The sequence below is a fragment of the Zoogloea dura genome (assembly GCF_012927165.1).
Lineage (GTDB): Bacteria > Pseudomonadota > Gammaproteobacteria > Burkholderiales > Rhodocyclaceae > Zoogloea > Zoogloea dura.
The window spans coordinates 240,940-257,088 of record NZ_JABBGA010000003.1; the positions used below are offsets into that span (position 1 = coordinate 240,940).

Sequence of the window (16,149 nt, forward strand, 5' to 3'; positions counted from 1 at the left end):
CCGGGACGAGGGAGGACGGCCCCGGCTTGATATCGGCGCCGGAATCGACCGGCCCCGCAGAAAGTGCATCCAGGCAGTACGCAGACTGCGGGGCGGACTATAACGAGGGAGAAAGCAGGCGTGAAGGCCCATCTGTCACGGTTCCCCGACGTCATGGTGCGTCGGGGCATGCCACCGGGACATTTTGTCCACGTGAAAGACAAATTGTCCCGACCACCTCCCCGCAAGACGCGTTAAAGCCTTGATTTCGCATGGCCGCACCCTTGGCGCGGGCCTTGCTGGGCAGAACAACGCTGTCTTTTCATAACAACCGGAGGAGGAAGAGTCACCATGCAACTCTCCAGGCGCCAGTTCTTCAAGGTGGCCGCCGGAGGTTTGACCGGGTCGAGTCTGGTCGCGATGGGCTTCTCGCCCACCGCGGCCCTCGCCGAAGTTCGAACCTTCAAGCTCGCGCGCACCACGGAAACCCGCAACACCTGTCCGTACTGTTCGGTCGGCTGCGGCATCATCATGTACAGCCTGGGCGACCGGGCCAAGAATGCCCACGCCGAGATCATCCACATCGAAGGCGACCCCGATCACCCGGTCAATCGCGGCACCCTGTGCCCGAAGGGTGCCGGTCTGCTCGACTTCGTGCACAGCAAGAACCGGCTCAAGTACCCGGAAGTGCGCGAACCCGGCAGCAAGGAATGGAAGCGCATCGGCTGGGACGAGGCCTTCGGCCGCATCGCCAAGCTGATGAAGGAAGACCGCGACGCCAACTTCGTCGCCAAGAACGCCGACGGCGTGACGGTGAACCGCTGGCTGACCACGGGTTTCCTGGCCGCCTCCGCCTCCAGCAACGAATCCGGCTACATCACCCACAAGGTGGTGCGCAGCCTGGGGATGCTCGCATTCGATAACCAAGCGCGTGTCTGACACGGCCCGACGGTGGCAAGTCTTGCCCCGACGTATGGCCGTGGCGCCATGACCAATCACTGGACCGACATCAAGAATGCGGACGTGATCCTGATCATGGGCGGCAACGCTGCCGAAGCCCACCCCTGCGGCTTCAAATGGGTGACCGAAGCGAAGGCCAAGAACAAGGCCCGCCTGGTCGTCGTGGATCCGCGCTTCACGCGGTCCGCCGCGCTGGCCGACCTTTATGCGCCCATCCGCACCGGCACCGACATCGCCTTCCTGGGCGGGGTGATCCATTACCTGATCACCAACAACAAGGTGCACATGGACTACATCAAGTCCTACACCGACATGACTTACCTCGTGAAGGAGGAGTTCGCCTTTGCGGACGGCTTCTTCAGCGGCTATGACCCCGAGAAGCGCAAGTACGACAAATCGACCTGGGAATACCAGATCGGCGAGGACGGCTACGTCAAGACCGACCCCAGCCTGGAGAATCCGCGCTGCGTTTGGAACCTGATGAAGGCCCACTTCAGCCGCTACACCCCGGAAGTGGTCGAGAACATCTGCGGCACGCCCAAGGACAAGTTCCTGCAGGTCGCCGAGGTACTGGCTTCCAGCCACACCCCCGACCGGGTGATGACCATGCTCTACGCCCTGGGCTGGACCCAGCACAGCGTCGGCTCGCAGATCATCCGCACGGCGGCGATGGTGCAGCTCCTGCTCGGCAACATCGGGCGGGCCGGCGGCGGCGTGAACGCCCTGCGCGGTCACTCCAACATCCAGGGCCTCACCGACCTGGGACTGCTGTCCAACCTGCTGCCGGGCTACATGACCCTGCCGGGCGAGAAGGAAACCGACTACGAGCAGTACATCGCCAGGCGCGCCCCCAAGCCGATGCGGCCGGGTCAGCTCTCCTACTGGCAGAACTACGGCAAGTTCCACGTCAGTCTGATGAAGGCCTGGTACGGCGCTGCCGCCACCAAGGAGAACAACTGGGCCTTCGACTACCTGCCCAAGCTCGACAAGACCTACGACGTATTGCAGGTTTTCGAGCTGATGCACCAGGGCAAGATGAACGGTTACGTGGCCCAGGGCTTCAACCCGCTCAACTCCTTCCCCAACAAAGCGAAGGTCGGTGCGGCACTGGGCAAGCTCAAGTACCTGGTCATCATCGACCCGCTGGCCACCGAGACCTCCGAGTTCTGGCAGAACTACGGCGAATTCAACGACGTGGACCCGGCCAAGATCCAGACCACGGTGTTCCGCTTGCCGTCCACCTGCTTTGCCGAGGAAGACGGGGCCATCATCAACTCAGGGCGCTGGATGCAGTGGCACTGGAAGGGCGCCGAGCCCCCCGGCGAAGCCAAGTCCGACCCGGAGATCATGGCCGGCATCTTCCTGCGCCTGCGGGAGATGTACAAAAAGGATGGCGGCGCCTTCCCCGACCCCGTCCTCAACCTGACCTGGGCCCACAAGGTCCCCTTCGAACCCTCGTCCGAGGAGCTGGCCAAGGAGTACAACGGCAAGACCCTGGCCGACCAGACCGATCCGAAGGACCCCACCAAGGTCCTCAAGAAGGCCGGCGAGCTGCTCGACGGCTTCGCCCAGCTCAAGGACGACGGCTCCACCGCCTGCGGCTGCTGGATCTTCTCCGGCGCGTGGACCGAGAAGGGCAACATGATGGCCCGGCGCGACAACGCCGACCCCTATCACAACGGCCAGACCCTCGGCTGGGCCTTCGCCTGGCCGGCCAACCGGCGCATTCTCTACAACCGCGCCGCGGCCGATCCGGCCGGCAAGCCATGGGATCCCAAGCGCAAGCAGGTGTGGTGGGATGCGGCAGGCGGCAAGTGGGTGGGTTCCGACGTGCCCGACTTCAAGGTGGACTCCGCCCCCGAGGACGGAATGGGTCCCTTCATCATGAACCCGGAGGGCATCGCCCGCTTCTTCGCCCGGGGCATGATGAACGAAGGGCCCTTCCCCGAGCACTACGAGCCCTTCGAGACCCCCATCGGCGTCAATCCGATGCACCGCAACAACCCCAAGGCCACATCCAACCCGGCCGCCCGGGTGTTCAAGGGCGACATGGAAGCCTTCGGCACGGCCAAGGAGTTCCCCTACGCGGCCACCACCTACCGGCTCACCGAGCACTTCCACTACTGGACCAAGCACGTCGAGTCCAACGCCATCATCCAGCCCGAGCAGTTCGTCGAGATCGGCGAGGCGCTGGCGGCGGAGAAGGGCATCAAGGCCGGCGACAAGGTCAAGGTCAGCTCCAACCGGGGCTATATCAAGGCGGTGGCAGTGGTCACCAAGCGCATCAAACCCCTCAAGGTCGACGGAAAGACGGTCCACCACGTCGGGATTCCGCTCCACTGGGGCTTCAAGGGGGTGGCGAAGAACGGCTTCATCACCAACACCCTGACGCCCTTCGTCGGTGACGGAAACACCCAGACACCGGAGTTCAAGTCCTTCCTGGTCAACGTCGAGAAAGCCTGAGGAGAGAGATCGCCATGGCACTGCAATCACTGGATATCGCCAAGCGCTCGGCCACCACGACCGAGCCCCCCCAGGCGCGCAAGACCCTCGAGGTCGCCAAGCTCATCGACGTCTCCAAGTGCATCGGCTGCAAGGCCTGCCAGGTGGCGTGCATGCAGTGGAACGACCTGCGGGACGAAGTGGGGACTTGCGGCGGCACCTACGACAACCCGACCGACATGACCGACCAGAGCTGGACGGTGATGCGCTACGCCGAGGTCGAATCGGAGGAAAAGGGCCTCGAGTGGCTGATCCGCAAGGACGGCTGCATGCACTGCGAGGACCCGGGCTGCCTCAAGGCCTGCCCGGCGCCGGGCGCCATCATCAAGTACGCCAACGGGATCGTGGATTTCCACCAGGAAAACTGCATCGGCTGCGGCTACTGCGTGACTGGCTGCCCCTTCAACGTACCGCGCATCTCCAAGAAGGACAGCAAGGCCTACAAGTGCACGCTCTGCTCCGACCGCGTCGCGGTCGGCCTGGAGCCGGCCTGCGTCAAGGTCTGCCCCACCGGCAGCATCAGCTTCGGCTCCAAGGAGGACATGAAGGAGCTGGCCGAGGAGCGGGTCACCGAGCTGAAGGAGCGCGGCTTCAAGAACGCCGGCCTGTACGACCCGGCCGGGGTGGGCGGCACGCACGTCATGTACGTGCTCAACCACGCCGACAAGCCGAGCCTGTACAGCGGCCTGCCCGACGACCCGACGATCGCGCCCACCGTCTCCCTGTGGAAGGGCTTCGCCAAACCCCTCGCCATGGCCGGCATCGCCGCCGCGGCGCTGGGAGGCCTCTTCCACTATGTGATGAAGGGCCCGAACGAAGTGTCCAAAGAGGTTGAAGCCGAAGTCGAAAAGGAACTGGAGGCCGAAAAATGATCCGCGATCCGTCCGACCTGCAACGCTACAACGCGTCCGAAAGGGCCAACCACTGGGTCGTGGGCATCTGCTTCATCCTCCTCGCCCTGTCCGGCCTGGCGCTCTTCCACCCGGCCCTGTTTCCCCTCACCGGCCTGTTCGGCGGCGGGGTGTGGACGCGCATCCTGCACCCCTTCGTCGGGGTGGTCATGATGCTGTTCTTCGTGCTCATGTTCTTCCGCTTCAAGCACCTCAACCAGATGGGCGACACCGACTGGGAATGGGTCAAGCGAGCGAAGGAGATGGTGGACGGCGACGACCACAACATGCCGGAGATGGGCAAGTACAACGGGGGCCAGAAGCTGCTGTTCTGGTTCCTCGGCCTGGCCATGCTGGTGCTCTTCGTCTCGGGCATCATCATCTGGCGGGCGTACTTCTCCCACTACTTCCCGATCGGCGTGATCCGCCTCGGCGCGGTCTTGCATGCGGCCTTCGCAGCGGTGATGATCATCGCCATCATCGTGCACGTGTATGCCGCCATCTGGGTCCGCGGCACCATCCGGGCCATGCTCTATGGCACCGTGACCCGCGCCTGGGCCAAGCAGCATCACCGGGCCTGGTATCGCCAGGTGACCGGCAAGTAGCACAATCCGGGGATCCCCCGCCTGCGCCGGCCCGGCGCGGGCGGGTGCCTCACCCGATCGATTCCCGATCACCGGTTCATCGGGGCCGCATGACGGCCCCGGCCCTTTTTGGAACGCCATGCAACCCTTGCTCTCCCCGGAAGAAATCGCCACCCAGGCCCCCGGCGATGTCAGCCCCAACCGCCTGCCCGCCGGGCGCGTCTTCAGCCAGCGGGCCGAACGCCTGCGCGCCCTGGCCGGCGGCCATGCCATGGGTGACTTCCTGCTCTTCTGCGCGCGCATCGCTGATGCCCAGCAACAGGAGCTCGAGCGCCTCATCCCGCTTGCGCCCCGCCCCGACGCAGACACCCTCAAGCGCTGCCGCCAGCATGGCATGCCGCCCCTCGACGCCCAGGGCGCCGAACTGCCCGAGGCCTGGTTCGATGCTTTCACCCAACTCGTCGCCCGCCTGGAACCCTGGTCGCCGCCAGTCCTCCAGTCCGCCCTGATGAGCGTGCCGGGCCTCGGCCGCAGCGCCCTCGACGACCTGGCCCGTGGCATCCTGCGCTGCGACGAGAACCCCGACACCGTCATCGAACTGGCCCTCGCCCCGCTGGTGGGTGCGGCCCTGCAGGTCACCTGGACGGCCCGCGCCCTGGCCCTTGCCGAACACGACATCCCGGCCGGCTTCGAAGACAGCCTGTGCCCGGCCTGCGGCTCCCACCCGGTGGCCTCCATCGTGCGCATCGGCGAAGCCGGCCACGGCGTGCGCTACGCCACCTGCAGCCTGTGCGCCTGCGAATGGCACGTGACCCGGATCAAGTGCGTGCTCTGCCACAACACCAAGGGCATCGCCTACCAGGCCCTGGAAGGCGAGGAGGGCGCCCTCAATCCGGGGGTCAAGGCCGAGACCTGCCCCGAATGCCACGCCAGCCTCAAGATCGTGTCGATGGAGAAGGATCCCTTCGTGGACGCCTTCGCCGACGACCTGGCCACCCTCACCCTCGACATGCTGGTGGATGAAGCCGGCTTCCACCGCGCCGGTCGCAACCTCTTCCTGTTCACCCCCTAGGAGACTCCCCACGATGGCGTCCATGGTCCATGGCACCACGTCCGACGACAGCACCGCCTACCGCGCCCTGCCCAGTCTAGACCGCCTGCTCGCTGCCGCTCCCGGCCTGATCGAAAGCCACGGGCGGAGCGAAGCCACGCAGGCCCTGCGCCAGGTGCTGGCCGAGGCCCGCAGCGGCATCGGCGAGGGCCGACCGGCTCCTGACAGCCAAGCCCTTCTCGCCGCCGCCGAAAGTCACCTGGCGGCCCGCGCCAGCCCGCGGCTCAAGCGTGTCTTCAACCTCACCGGCACCGTGCTGCACACCAACCTCGGCCGCGCCGTGCTGCCCGAAGAAGCCATCGCCGCCATGGTGGCCGCCGCCCGCTCCCCCTGCGCACTGGAATACGACGTGGATACGGGCGGCCGCGGCGACCGGGACGACGTGGTCAATGCCCTGCTGCAGGAGCTCACCGGCGCCGAGGCCGCCACCGTGGTCAACAACAACGCCGCCGCCGTCTTCCTGCTCCTCAACACCCTGGCCCAGCGCAAGGAGGTCATCGTCTCGCGCGGCGAACTGGTCGAGATCGGCGGCGCCTTCCGGGTCCCCGACATCATGAAGCGGGCCGGCGCCCGCCTGGTCGAAGTCGGCTGCACCAACCGCACCCACCCCCGGGACTTCGAGGACGCCATCGGGCCGCGAACCGGCCTGCTGATGAAGATCCACACCAGCAACTACGCCATCGAAGGCTTCACCGCCAGCGTCGCCCAGGCCGACATGGCACGCATCGCCCATGCCCGCGGCCTGCCCTTCGTCGAAGACCTGGGCAGCGGCACCCTCACCGACCTGGAGCGCTGGGGCCTGCCCCATGAGCCCACCCCCCGCGAAGCCATCGCCAACGGTGCCGACCTGGTCAGCTTCTCCTGCGACAAGCTGCTTGGCGGCCCCCAGGCCGGCATCCTGGTCGGCCGCAAGGACCTGATCGCCCGGATCAAGAAGAACCCCCTCAAGCGCGCCCTGCGCGTCGGCAAGATCACCCTGGCCGGCCTGGAGGCCGTGCTGCGCCTCTACCGGGACCCGGACACCCTGGCCGAGCGCCTCACCACCCTGCGCCTGCTGACCCGCCCCCGCGACGAGATGCTGGCCCAGGCCGAACGCCTGCAGGCCTGCGTCACCGCCGCCCTGGCCGGTTGGCCCCTCACGGTGAGCATCGAGCCCATGCTGTCGCAGATCGGCTCCGGCAGCCTGCCGGTGGACCGCCTGCCCTCCGCCGGGCTGGTGTTCCGCCCCCAGGGCCGCAAGAGCGGCGTGCTCAACAAGCTCGAGGCCGCCCTGCGCGGCCTGCCTGTACCGGTCATCGGGCGCATCGCCGACAACGCCCTGCACCTGGACCTGCGCTGCCTGCCGGCCGCCGACGAGGCCAGCTTCGCTGCCCAGTTGGCCCAGGGCTTCAAGCCATGCTGATCGGCACCGCCGGGCACATCGACCACGGCAAGACCACCCTGGTCCGCGCCCTCACCGGGGTGGACACCGACCGCCTGCCCGAGGAAAAGCGGCGCGGCATCACCATCGAGCTGGGCTACGCCTACCTGCCGCAGCCCGGGATGAACGATACACCGGAGCAGGTGATCGGCTTCGTCGATGTACCCGGCCACGAGAAGTTCGTGCCGACCATGCTGGCCGGCGCCAGCGGCGTGGATTTCGCCCTGCTGGTGGTGGCTGCCGACGACGGCCTCATGCCGCAGACCCGCGAGCACCTGCAGATCCTCGAGCTGCTCGGCCTGGGTCGCGGTGCCGTGGCCCTCACCAAGGCCGACCGGGCCAGCCCGGAACGGCTCGCCCGGGTAAGCCATGAAATCGCCGCGCTGCTGGCCCCGACGAACCTGGCCGGTGCCCCCATATTTCCGCTGTCGGCGATCACCGGAGAAGGCGTGGCTGTGCTGCGCGACCACCTCTTCGACGTTGCCCGCAGCCTGCCGCAGCCCGCCGGCGAGGGTGGGTTCCGCCTCGCCGTGGACCGGGTGTTCACCCTTCCCGGCGCCGGCACCATCGTCGCCGGCAGTGTGCATGCGGGGCAGATTGCAGTGGGCGACACCGTCATCGTCGCCCCCGCCGGCACCACCGCCCGGGTGCGCAGCCTGCATGTGCAGAACCGCAAGGCCGAACAGGGCAGGGCGGGGCAGCGCTGTGCCCTGAACCTGGCCGGCCTGTCGGTGGACCAGGTGAAACGCGGCGACTGGCTCAGCGGGGCGGGCCAGGTGCTGCCCGTCACCCGGCTGGACATCGACCTGCAGCTGGCCATCGATGCCCCCAGGGCTCTGGCCCACGGCGCGGTGGTGCAGATCCACCATGGCACCCGCCACCTGCCCGGCCGCGTCGCCCTGCTCGATGCCAGCCTCGAGAAGAGCGGCCTGCCGCCGGGCAGGCGCAGCCTGGCCCAGGTGGTGGCCGACGCACCCCTGCACGCCTGCCGCGGCGACCTGGTCGTGCTGCGGGACAGCCACGGCCGCCACACCCTGGGCGGCGGACGCATCCTCGACCCCTTCGGCCCGACGCGCCAGCGCCGCCACCCGGAGCGCCTCGCCATCCTGGCCGCCCAGGCCCTGACCGACCCGGCCGGGCGCCTGCAGGCGCTGCTCGGGCAGGCCCCCCTCGGCCTCGATCTGGCTCAGCTGGCCGTCGCAGAGAACCGCCGCAGCGCCGATCTGCTCGCCCTGCTGCCCGCTGGCGCCTTCCACCTGACCGACAGGGCCGACTGGCTGATCGGCCACCAGCCGCTGCTCATCCTGGCCCGCCGCGTCACCGCCCGCCTGGCCGAACATCACGCCCAGCACGGCGACGAACCGGGCCTGGAGCGGGACCGCCTGCGCCGCATGGTCGCCCCTCAGGCTCCCGCTGCCGCCTTCACCGACTGGCTTGCACGATGGCTCGGCGAAGGCTTGCTGGCGCGTAGTGGCAGCGCCTGGCACCTGCCCGACCACAAGGTCGAACTCGACGCCCGCGACCGCCGGCTGGCCGACACCCTGCTGCCCTGGCTGCAGGACGCCGGCTTCGAGCCCCCCTGGGTGCGCGACATCGCCACCCGCCTGGGCCAACCCGAGGCCCTCACCCGCGACCTGCTCAAACGCCTGGCCACCCGCGGCGAAACCTGCCAGGTGGTGCGCGACCTGTTCTATACACCCGCGGCGGTCCGCCGCCTGGGCACCATCGCCAACGAGCTGATGGCCGAACACGGCGCCATCCGGGCCGCCGACTTCCGCGACCGCACAGGCCTGGGCCGCAAGCGGGCGATCCAGATCCTCGAATATTTCGACCGGGTCGGCTTTACTCGCAAACTGGGCCACGGCCATGGTGAGCAACACCGGATAAGAGGCGAACTCCCGGTTAATTGACAACAAATGCGTTAAAATACGCTAAACGTGCATTTATTTAACGGAAGGGACACGACCCCCGGTGGGGCGACTGGTCTTCAAAACCAGGAGGGGCCGTCAAACGGTTCCTGGTGGGTTCGACTCCCATTCTCTTCCGCCACCTTCTTTTGCCACCTCTCCTGCAGAGCACCCCATGGCCCAGCTGCGCGGCTGCGAATTCCCGGACGACCTGCTCTACCACCCGGACAGCCACCTGTGGTTCGCTCCCCTGGATGACGGGCGTTACCGGGTTGGTGTAACCCGCTTCGGCATCGCCCTGTCCGGCGAGATCCTGCTGTTCACTCCCAAACCCTGCGGTGTCGAACTGGACGCCGGACGCGGTTTCGGCCTGCTGGAAGCCGGCAAGACCGTGTTCCCGGTCAAGACGCCCTTCGCCGCCCGCCTGGTGCAGGCCAATGCCGGCCTCGACCCCTCGGCCCGGGCCATGAACCGCGCCCCCTTTGCGGCCTGGCTGGTCGAACTGCAGGCCTTGCAGCCACCGGCCCCTGAGCTCCTGCTGCCGTGGCCGCAAGCTGCCGGCCCGCTCACCGCGATCATGGAGCGCTACGCCTTCCGCGACCTGGCCGACTTCTCGGCCCCGCTGTTCCACGAGGATGATCGTGACTTCTGAAGCCCGCGCCGAAAAGCTGGCCATCCTCGTCTGGGCGGCCGACCCGGGCCGACCGGAGCTATGCGCCACACCTTTCTATTTCGCCGCCGCGGCCGCCGCCATGGATGTGGAGGTGGAGATGTACTTCACGGCCCGCTCAGTGGAGCTGCTGCGCCAGGGTGTGGCCGAGGGCATCGAGGCCGCCGCCGGCAGCGGCAAGTCGGTAGCCGACTTCCGCCGCGAGGCGCTGGCCTTCGGCGTTCGGCTCTACGCCTGCCCGACAGCCCTGGCCGCCCACAGCATTGCGGGCGACGCCCTGATCCCCGGCCTCGCCGGCCAGGCCGGCGCCGCCGCCTATCTGGGCCGCACGCTCGACCCGGCCTGGCGCACCCTGAGCTTCTGAACGGAGTCCCCCAATGGCAAACCCGTCCATCACCGGACTCATCCTCGCCGGCGGTCTCGGCACCCGCATGGGCGGACAGGACAAGGGCCTCGTCGCCCTCGCCGGGCGGCCAATGGTCGAGCACGTACTGGCCCGCCTGGCTCCCCAGGTCGGCCGCGTGATGATCAACGCCAACCGCAATGCCGATGTCTATGCGCACTTCGGTCTGCCGGTGCTGGCCGACCGTTTGCCGGGTTTCGTCGGGCCGCTGGCCGGCCTGGACGCCGCCCTGCACGCCCCCGGGACAGAGGGCGAATGGGTGCTGACCTGCCCCTGCGACTCCCCCTTCCTGCCCCTCGACCTGGCCCCACGCATGCTCGCCGCAGCCCTGTCGACCAATGCCGATGTGGCCATGGCCAGCGCCGGCGGCCAGCCAGAACCGGCCTTCCTCCTCGCCCACCTGCGCGTCGCCCCGCAGCTGGCCGCCTTCCTCGACGGCGGGGGGCGGCAGATCCGCCGCTGGGTCGGGGAAACCCGCCACGTGGTGGTGGACTTCTCCGATTGCCCGGACGCCTTCTCCAACATCAACACACCGGAAGAACTGGCCCGCCAGACACCGGGCCCGTCCTGAAGGGCGGAAAGCCGACAACAAGGCCGACAAAACCGCCCTGCCATCGGGCCACCCGGGCAGCGGAACGCGCCGTTCAAGCCACTGCCAGCCTGGTCCCTGTCTTGCTTCCCGGAGAGTCACTCCCCATCCAGGACGACGCTCCCATGAAGTTCTACATGACCCCCGGTTCCTGTTCCACCGGCATCCACATCCTGCTCGAAGAGGTCGGCGCCGTCTTCGAGGCCTACATCGTCAATCTACCGGCTGGCGACCACCTCAAGCCCGACTATCTGGCGATCAACCCCAAGTCGACGATTCCCACCCTGGTCCTCGACGATGGCTACCCGATCACCGAATTTCAGGCCATCGCCTGGTGGCTGGCCCGCCAGTATCCGCGACGCAAGCTGCTCCCCGAAGATTCTGGCGGCGAGGTGAGGGTACTGGAATGGATGGATTACGCCGTCGGGACGATCCACGGCCAGGGCTTCACGCGCATCTTCACCACCTCCACCTTCACGCCGAACGGCGCCGACCACGAAGCGGTGCAGGCCCGCGGCCGGGAGATCGTGGCGCGGGGCTTCGAGGTGGTGGATGCCCAGCTCGACGGGCGCGACTACCTGGCGGACCGCTTCTCGATTGCCGACGCGGCGCTCTTCTACACGGAGTTCTGGGCCGAGCACCTGAAGATGACCCTGCCGCCCAACTGCAGGGCCCACTACCTGCGCATGCTCGAGCGGCCCGCCGTGCGGCAGGTGCTGGCGGAGGAGGGCTACCGGATCTGAGCCGCCCGCCGGCTCGACAGCCAGCCGAACAGGGAGAGCAGGGTCAGGCCGCCGCCGATCAGCAGGATGCCCGCGACTTCGCTGCTCTTGAACTCCTCACCAAGGGCCAGCCGCGACGACAGGATGGCCACCACCGGGGTGCCCAGCACCGACAGGCTGGCCTCCCAGGCCGGCACCCGATCGAGGATCCACACCCACAGCCACCAGCACAGGGCCACGCTGGCCACCGACAGGAAGCTGAGGATGGCGATGTAGTGGCCGGTCCACTCGGTGCTGCGCCCCGGCACCAGCTCAGCCAGCAACAGCAGCGGCACCGAACCGATGATCATCTGCCAGGTGGTCAGCACCACCAGGTCCACCGGCTCGCGGCTGCGCAGGCGCTTGATCAGGATGGTGCTGACGGCCCAGCACATGGCAGCACCGATGCCCAGCATCTTGCTGAACAGGCTGGAATGCATGTTCCATGGCTCGATGATCAGCAGCAGCCCCCCCAGGGTGAAGGCCGCCGCCAGCCACTGCTTGCCACGGACCCGCTCGCCGAGGATCGGCCAGGCCATCAGCAGCGTCCAGATCGGCATGGTGAAGATCAGCACCGCCGTCTTGCCGGGGCCCCCTTCCACCAGCGCCCAGGTCTGCAGGGCCACGAAGCCGGTGATCTGGACCAGGCCCAGCACCACGGTTTCCCACGGCGCCACCAGGCGCATCGACTTGCCCATCAGCCTGACGGCCACCAGCAGCGCCAGCGCGCCGCCCACGCAGCGCTGCGCGGCCAGGGCCAGCGGCGAGGCATACATCAGGCCCTGTTTTAGCAGGACCCAGGTGTAACCCCAGGTACAGGACAGGACTACGAGGGCAAGGGCAGGGACCCAGCGGGCTGACGAAGTGGGGGAAGACATGGGGAAACCGCCGGACGGACGGAGAGCAGGGCAAAGGTGACTGACTGGCGGGCAGAAGGGAAGTTCAGCCCGCCGGTGTCACAAACCGTCAAGGTGACGGATTCAGGCCTCGCCGGTTTTCCTGGAGCGGGGAGTGCGACTCGGCTTCTTGCGCCGCGTCTCGACATTCTCGGCTGGCGCCGCTGGCGGCTCGAGGGAGGCGGGAGCGGCTTCCTGCACCGCCTCGGCCTTTTTGCGCGGGCTGCGCTTGCGTGGCTTGGCGGTGGTTTCGGCCTTGCTGTCGACATCAGCAGCGGCCGGGCTTTCGGGCTGGGTCGCGATGGCAGGCGGGGGAGCGTCCACGACCGGCGCGGCGGCAGGCACCGGCTCGGCGCTGGATTCGATCACCGGTTCGGCAGGTTTGCGCCGGCCGCGCCCTTTGCGCCCCGTCTCCCGGGCAGACGCCTTTGCTGATTCCAGGGACTCTGCCACCTCGTCGAGGATGCGGGTTTCGATGGCCTCGGAAGAATCGTCCGCCTGAAGCTGGAGCTCATCGATCGGCAGCTCGGCCTGTCCCTTGCGGGGGCCACGGCCACTGCGCCGCGACGGCCGGCGCGGCTCGGCAGGCTGCAACTGGAAACCCTCACTGCCTGCCGGCGCTTCGGCGGAATCGGAGGCAAGCAGAATTGCCTCGCTGCGGCTGCTCACCAGACCGGCAGACTGGCTGCGGGTCACCCAGGTGCCGGACTTTTCATCCCGCCCCACCTCGAGCAAACCACGGGCCTGGGCTTCCTCGAGGAGATTGCCGAAAGCCTTGAAGCCGTAGCGGGTTTCGCTGAAATCCGGTTTGCGGCGCTTGATCGCCTCTTTCAGCACAGACGCCCAGATCTTCCCGGTATCGCCTCTTTCGGCCAGCAGGGCGTCAAAGGTCTCGGCCACGATGTCCACCGCGCGGCTGCGCCTGGCATCGGTTTCCTCCTTGCGGCGCTTCTCCTCCTCGGGGCTGCGCCGGGGTGCCTGCTGGGCTTCCCTGGGTTCCCGCCGGGCGGCCGCATGGCGGGTCTCGCGGACCAGGTCGTCGTAGAAGATGAACTCGTCGCAATTGGCGATGAGCAGGTCGGAGGTGGATTGCTTGACCCCCACGCCGATCACCTGCTTGGCGTTCTCGCGCAGCTTGGAGACCAGCGGCGAAAAATCCGAATCGCCGCTGATGATCACGAAGGTGTCCACGTGGCTCTTGGTGTAGCAGAGGTCCAACGCGTCCACCACGAGGCGGATGTCGGCGGAATTCTTGCCCGACTGGCGCACGTGGGGAATCTCGATCAGTTCGAAATTGGCCTCGTGCATGCCGGCCTTGAAGCCCTTGTAGCGCTCCCAGTCGCAGTAGGCCTTCTTGACCACGATGCTGCCCTTGAGAAGGAGGCGCTCGAGCACCAGCTTGATATCGAATTTTTCGTACTTGGCATCGCGTACGCCGAGGGCGACGTTCTCGAAGTCACAGAACAGGGCCATGCTGACGCTGTCGGGGGATGCGGCCATGGAAGGCTCCTGATGACGGGGCAAGGCCCCTGAATGGCGCCGATTGTAGTCTGCCACCACGCGATGCGTGAAGAAGGATGGATAAGGCTGGATAAGGCCGGGATGCGTGCAGCGGCGAACGTCAGCGGCCTTCTTCGTTCTCCGCCGGCGGCGCGACCTTGACCACTTCCTCCAGCGTGGTGATACCGGCCGCCACCTTGAGGGCCCCGGACAGGCGCAGCGGCTTCATGCCCTCACGGATCGCCAGGTCGCGTATGCGCGCGATATCCACCTCGCCGCCCACAGCCCGGCGAACCTCGGGCGACATCAGCAGGATCTCATAGAGGCCGATGCGCCCCATGTAGCCGGTCATGCGGCATTCGATGCACCCCGTCGCCCGGTGGATGCGGGCCGGCCGCGGGGCCTTCCAGGGGGTCACCAGGTGATCCCAGATGGCCTCCTGCTCCGGCGTCATCGGATGCGCCTGCTTGCAATGAGGGCACAGGATGCGCACCAGGCGCTGGGCCATGATGCCCAGCAGGGTGGCGTTGAGCAGATAGGCCGGTACGCCGAGGTCGAGCATCCGCGTCACGGCCGACGGGGCGTCGTTGGTATGCAGGGTGGACAGCACCAGGTGGCCGGTGAGGGCTGCCTGGATGGCCATCTCGGCCGTTTCCAGATCGCGGATCTCGCCCACCATGATGATGTCCGGGTCCTGCCGCATCAGTGCCCGCACGCCCTCGGCAAAACCCAGCTCGATCGACTGCTGGACCTGCATCTGGTTGAAGGCCGGCTCCACCATCTCGATCGGGTCCTCGATGGTGCACACGTTCACTTCCGGCGTGGCCAGCTGCTTGAGGGTCGAGTACAGCGTGGTGGTCTTGCCCGAGCCGGTCGGTCCGGTCACCAGGATGATGCCATTGGGGCGGGACGAGATGGACTTCCAGCGCGCCTCGTCCTGCTCCGAAAAGCCCAGCTCCACCATGTTGCGGACCAGCACCTCCGGGTCGAAGATGCGCATCACCAGCTTTTCGCCGAAGGCCGTGGGCAGGGTGGACAGGCGCAGCTCCACCTCCTTGCCGCTCGCCACCCGGGTCTTGATGCGGCCGTCCTGTGGGCGGCGCTTTTCGACCACGTCCATGCGGCCGAGGATCTTGATGCGGCTGGTCATGGCCACCAGCACCGGCATCGGCATCTGGTACACCTGGTGCAGCACCCCGTCGATGCGGAAGCGCACCAGGCCCATGTCGCGCCGCGGCTCGATGTGGATGTCGCTGGCGCGCTGCTCGAAGGCGTACTGCCACAACCAGTCCACGATATTGACGATGTGGCGGTCGTTGGCATCGAACTGGCGGTTGCCCTGGCCCAGCTCCACCAACTGCTCGAAGGACGACAGGTGGCTACCCGAGTGGCCGCTGCTCTGGGCCGCGTTCTTCACCGAACGGGCCAGGTTGTAGAACTCCACCAGGTAGCGGGCCACGTCGGCCGGGTTGGCCATGACCCGCCGGATCTCCTTCTTGAGGATGCCGGACACCTCCCTCTCCCATTCCCGCAGGAAGGGCTGGGAAGTCGCCACCACCACCTCGCGCAAGCCCACCTGCACCGGCAGCACGCCGAAACGGGTGGCGTAGGCCGAGGACATCACGGCGGTGACGGCTGCAAAATCGATCTTCAGCGGGTCGATGCGGAAGTAATCCAGCTCCAGCTTGCCGGCCAGCCACTCGGTGAGCTCCTCGAGGCCCAGCACCCGGTGCGGCGCCTGGCGCGACACCCACTTCTGCCCGGCGATGACGACCAGCGGGTGGGTATCGCCGGATTTCAGCCCCTGGGCCAGGCGCAGCGCATCCGCATCCGCCGGATCCACCAAGTGATCGAGCATCAGCAGGTCGAGCACCTCGGCCAGGGTCAGGCGGTGTTCGTGGGTTGGAACGGAACGCAGGGCAGACGGCATCGGACAGGTATGGCACGCCCGCATCGGGCATGCCCGCGGAAGGGTTG

General features: G+C 67.4%; 13 protein-coding genes and 1 tRNA gene. 11 read left to right on the forward strand and 3 right to left on the reverse strand.

The annotated features are described in order from the left end of the window. Window positions 1-330 precede the first annotated feature (330 nt). From fdnG to HHL15_RS05660, 11 genes are all read left to right on the forward strand, one after another. Complete coding sequence (gene fdnG, locus HHL15_RS05610) at window positions 331-3,402, forward strand: formate dehydrogenase-N subunit alpha (RefSeq protein ID WP_169144849.1); 3,072 nt, start codon at window positions 331-333, stop codon at window positions 3,400-3,402. Window positions 3,403-3,416: 14 nt separating this feature from the next. Beyond that, the gene (gene fdxH / locus HHL15_RS05615) at window positions 3,417-4,313 is read left to right on the forward strand and encodes a formate dehydrogenase subunit beta (protein ID WP_169144850.1); all 897 of its coding nucleotides are present in this window, start codon (window positions 3,417-3,419) and stop codon (window positions 4,311-4,313) included. Then, window positions 4,310-4,936: a formate dehydrogenase subunit gamma gene (locus tag HHL15_RS05620; RefSeq protein WP_169144851.1), complete on the forward strand. Its 627-nt coding sequence runs from the start codon at window positions 4,310-4,312 to the stop codon at window positions 4,934-4,936. The genes fdxH and HHL15_RS05620 overlap by 4 nt, the downstream gene beginning before the upstream one ends. A 118-nt stretch (window positions 4,937-5,054) precedes the next feature. Beyond that, a complete protein-coding gene (gene fdhE / locus HHL15_RS05625; protein ID WP_169144852.1) occupies window positions 5,055-5,987 on the forward strand; it encodes a formate dehydrogenase accessory protein FdhE in 933 nt (310 codons plus the stop codon). A 13-nt stretch (window positions 5,988-6,000) separates the two neighbouring features. Continuing rightward, window positions 6,001-7,428 (forward strand): L-seryl-tRNA(Sec) selenium transferase, encoded by a 1,428-nt coding sequence (gene selA, locus HHL15_RS05630; RefSeq protein ID WP_235943242.1) that lies wholly within the window; start codon window positions 6,001-6,003, stop codon window positions 7,426-7,428. Then, the gene (gene selB / locus HHL15_RS05635) at window positions 7,422-9,356 is read left to right on the forward strand and encodes a selenocysteine-specific translation elongation factor (RefSeq protein WP_169144853.1); all 1,935 of its coding nucleotides are present in this window, start codon (window positions 7,422-7,424) and stop codon (window positions 9,354-9,356) included. The genes selA and selB overlap by 7 nt, the downstream gene beginning before the upstream one ends. A gap of 42 nt (window positions 9,357-9,398) precedes the next feature. After that, window positions 9,399-9,495: transfer RNA gene (locus HHL15_RS05640), tRNA-Sec, on the forward strand. A 33-nt stretch (window positions 9,496-9,528) separates the two neighbouring features. Then, window positions 9,529-10,005, forward strand: coding sequence for a glycine cleavage system protein H (locus HHL15_RS05645; protein WP_169144854.1), 477 nt, complete (start codon window positions 9,529-9,531; stop codon window positions 10,003-10,005). Next, the gene (locus HHL15_RS05650; RefSeq protein WP_206198609.1) at window positions 9,995-10,387 is read left to right on the forward strand and encodes a DsrE family protein; all 393 of its coding nucleotides are present in this window, start codon (window positions 9,995-9,997) and stop codon (window positions 10,385-10,387) included. The genes HHL15_RS05645 and HHL15_RS05650 overlap by 11 nt, the downstream gene beginning before the upstream one ends. Window positions 10,388-10,400: 13 nt before the next feature. Beyond that, window positions 10,401-10,997 (forward strand): molybdenum cofactor guanylyltransferase MobA, encoded by a 597-nt coding sequence (mobA, locus tag HHL15_RS05655; protein ID WP_169144856.1) that lies wholly within the window; start codon window positions 10,401-10,403, stop codon window positions 10,995-10,997. 143 nt (window positions 10,998-11,140) lie between these two features. Then, complete coding sequence (locus HHL15_RS05660; protein WP_169144857.1) at window positions 11,141-11,758, forward strand: glutathione S-transferase family protein; 618 nt, start codon at window positions 11,141-11,143, stop codon at window positions 11,756-11,758. Here the strand turns inward: HHL15_RS05660 and HHL15_RS05665 are convergent. The 3 genes from HHL15_RS05665 to HHL15_RS05675 form a co-directional block, all read right to left on the reverse strand. Then, window positions 11,746-12,654 carry a DMT family transporter gene (locus tag HHL15_RS05665; RefSeq protein WP_169144858.1) on the reverse strand — a complete coding sequence of 303 codons (909 nt, stop codon included), beginning with the start codon at window positions 12,652-12,654 and terminating at the stop codon, window positions 11,746-11,748. The two genes, HHL15_RS05660 and HHL15_RS05665, sit on opposite strands and share 13 nt — an antisense overlap. Window positions 12,655-12,756: 102 nt before the next feature. Further along, window positions 12,757-14,172, reverse strand: coding sequence for an NYN domain-containing protein (locus tag HHL15_RS05670; protein WP_169144859.1), 1,416 nt, complete (start codon window positions 14,170-14,172; stop codon window positions 12,757-12,759). Between the two features lie 121 nt (window positions 14,173-14,293). Next, window positions 14,294-16,102 carry a GspE/PulE family protein gene (locus tag HHL15_RS05675; protein ID WP_169144860.1) on the reverse strand — a complete coding sequence of 603 codons (1,809 nt, stop codon included), beginning with the start codon at window positions 16,100-16,102 and terminating at the stop codon, window positions 14,294-14,296. Between the last annotated feature and the right edge of the window lie 47 nt (window positions 16,103-16,149).

What these genes read in the sequence shown, in the direction of transcription:
- fdxH (WP_169144850.1), top strand. Translation starts at nt 3,417, where the DNA reads ATGGCACTGCAATCACTGGATATCGCCAAGCGCTCGGCCACCACGACC.
- HHL15_RS05620 (WP_169144851.1), top strand. Translation starts at nt 4,310, where the DNA reads ATGATCCGCGATCCGTCCGACCTGCAACGCTACAACGCGTCCGAAAGG.
- fdhE (WP_169144852.1), top strand. Translation starts at nt 5,055, where the DNA reads ATGCAACCCTTGCTCTCCCCGGAAGAAATCGCCACCCAGGCCCCCGGC.
- selA (WP_235943242.1), top strand. Translation starts at nt 6,001, where the DNA reads ATGGCGTCCATGGTCCATGGCACCACGTCCGACGACAGCACCGCCTAC.
- selB (WP_169144853.1), top strand. Translation starts at nt 7,422, where the DNA reads ATGCTGATCGGCACCGCCGGGCACATCGACCACGGCAAGACCACCCTG.
- HHL15_RS05645 (WP_169144854.1), top strand. Translation starts at nt 9,529, where the DNA reads ATGGCCCAGCTGCGCGGCTGCGAATTCCCGGACGACCTGCTCTACCAC.
- mobA (WP_169144856.1), top strand. Translation starts at nt 10,401, where the DNA reads ATGGCAAACCCGTCCATCACCGGACTCATCCTCGCCGGCGGTCTCGGC.
- HHL15_RS05660 (WP_169144857.1), top strand. Translation starts at nt 11,141, where the DNA reads ATGAAGTTCTACATGACCCCCGGTTCCTGTTCCACCGGCATCCACATC.
- HHL15_RS05665 (WP_169144858.1), bottom strand. Translation starts at nt 12,654, where the DNA reads ATGTCTTCCCCCACTTCGTCAGCCCGCTGGGTCCCTGCCCTTGCCCTC.
- HHL15_RS05670 (WP_169144859.1), bottom strand. Translation starts at nt 14,172, where the DNA reads ATGGCCGCATCCCCCGACAGCGTCAGCATGGCCCTGTTCTGTGACTTC.
- HHL15_RS05675 (WP_169144860.1), bottom strand. Translation starts at nt 16,102, where the DNA reads ATGCCGTCTGCCCTGCGTTCCGTTCCAACCCACGAACACCGCCTGACC.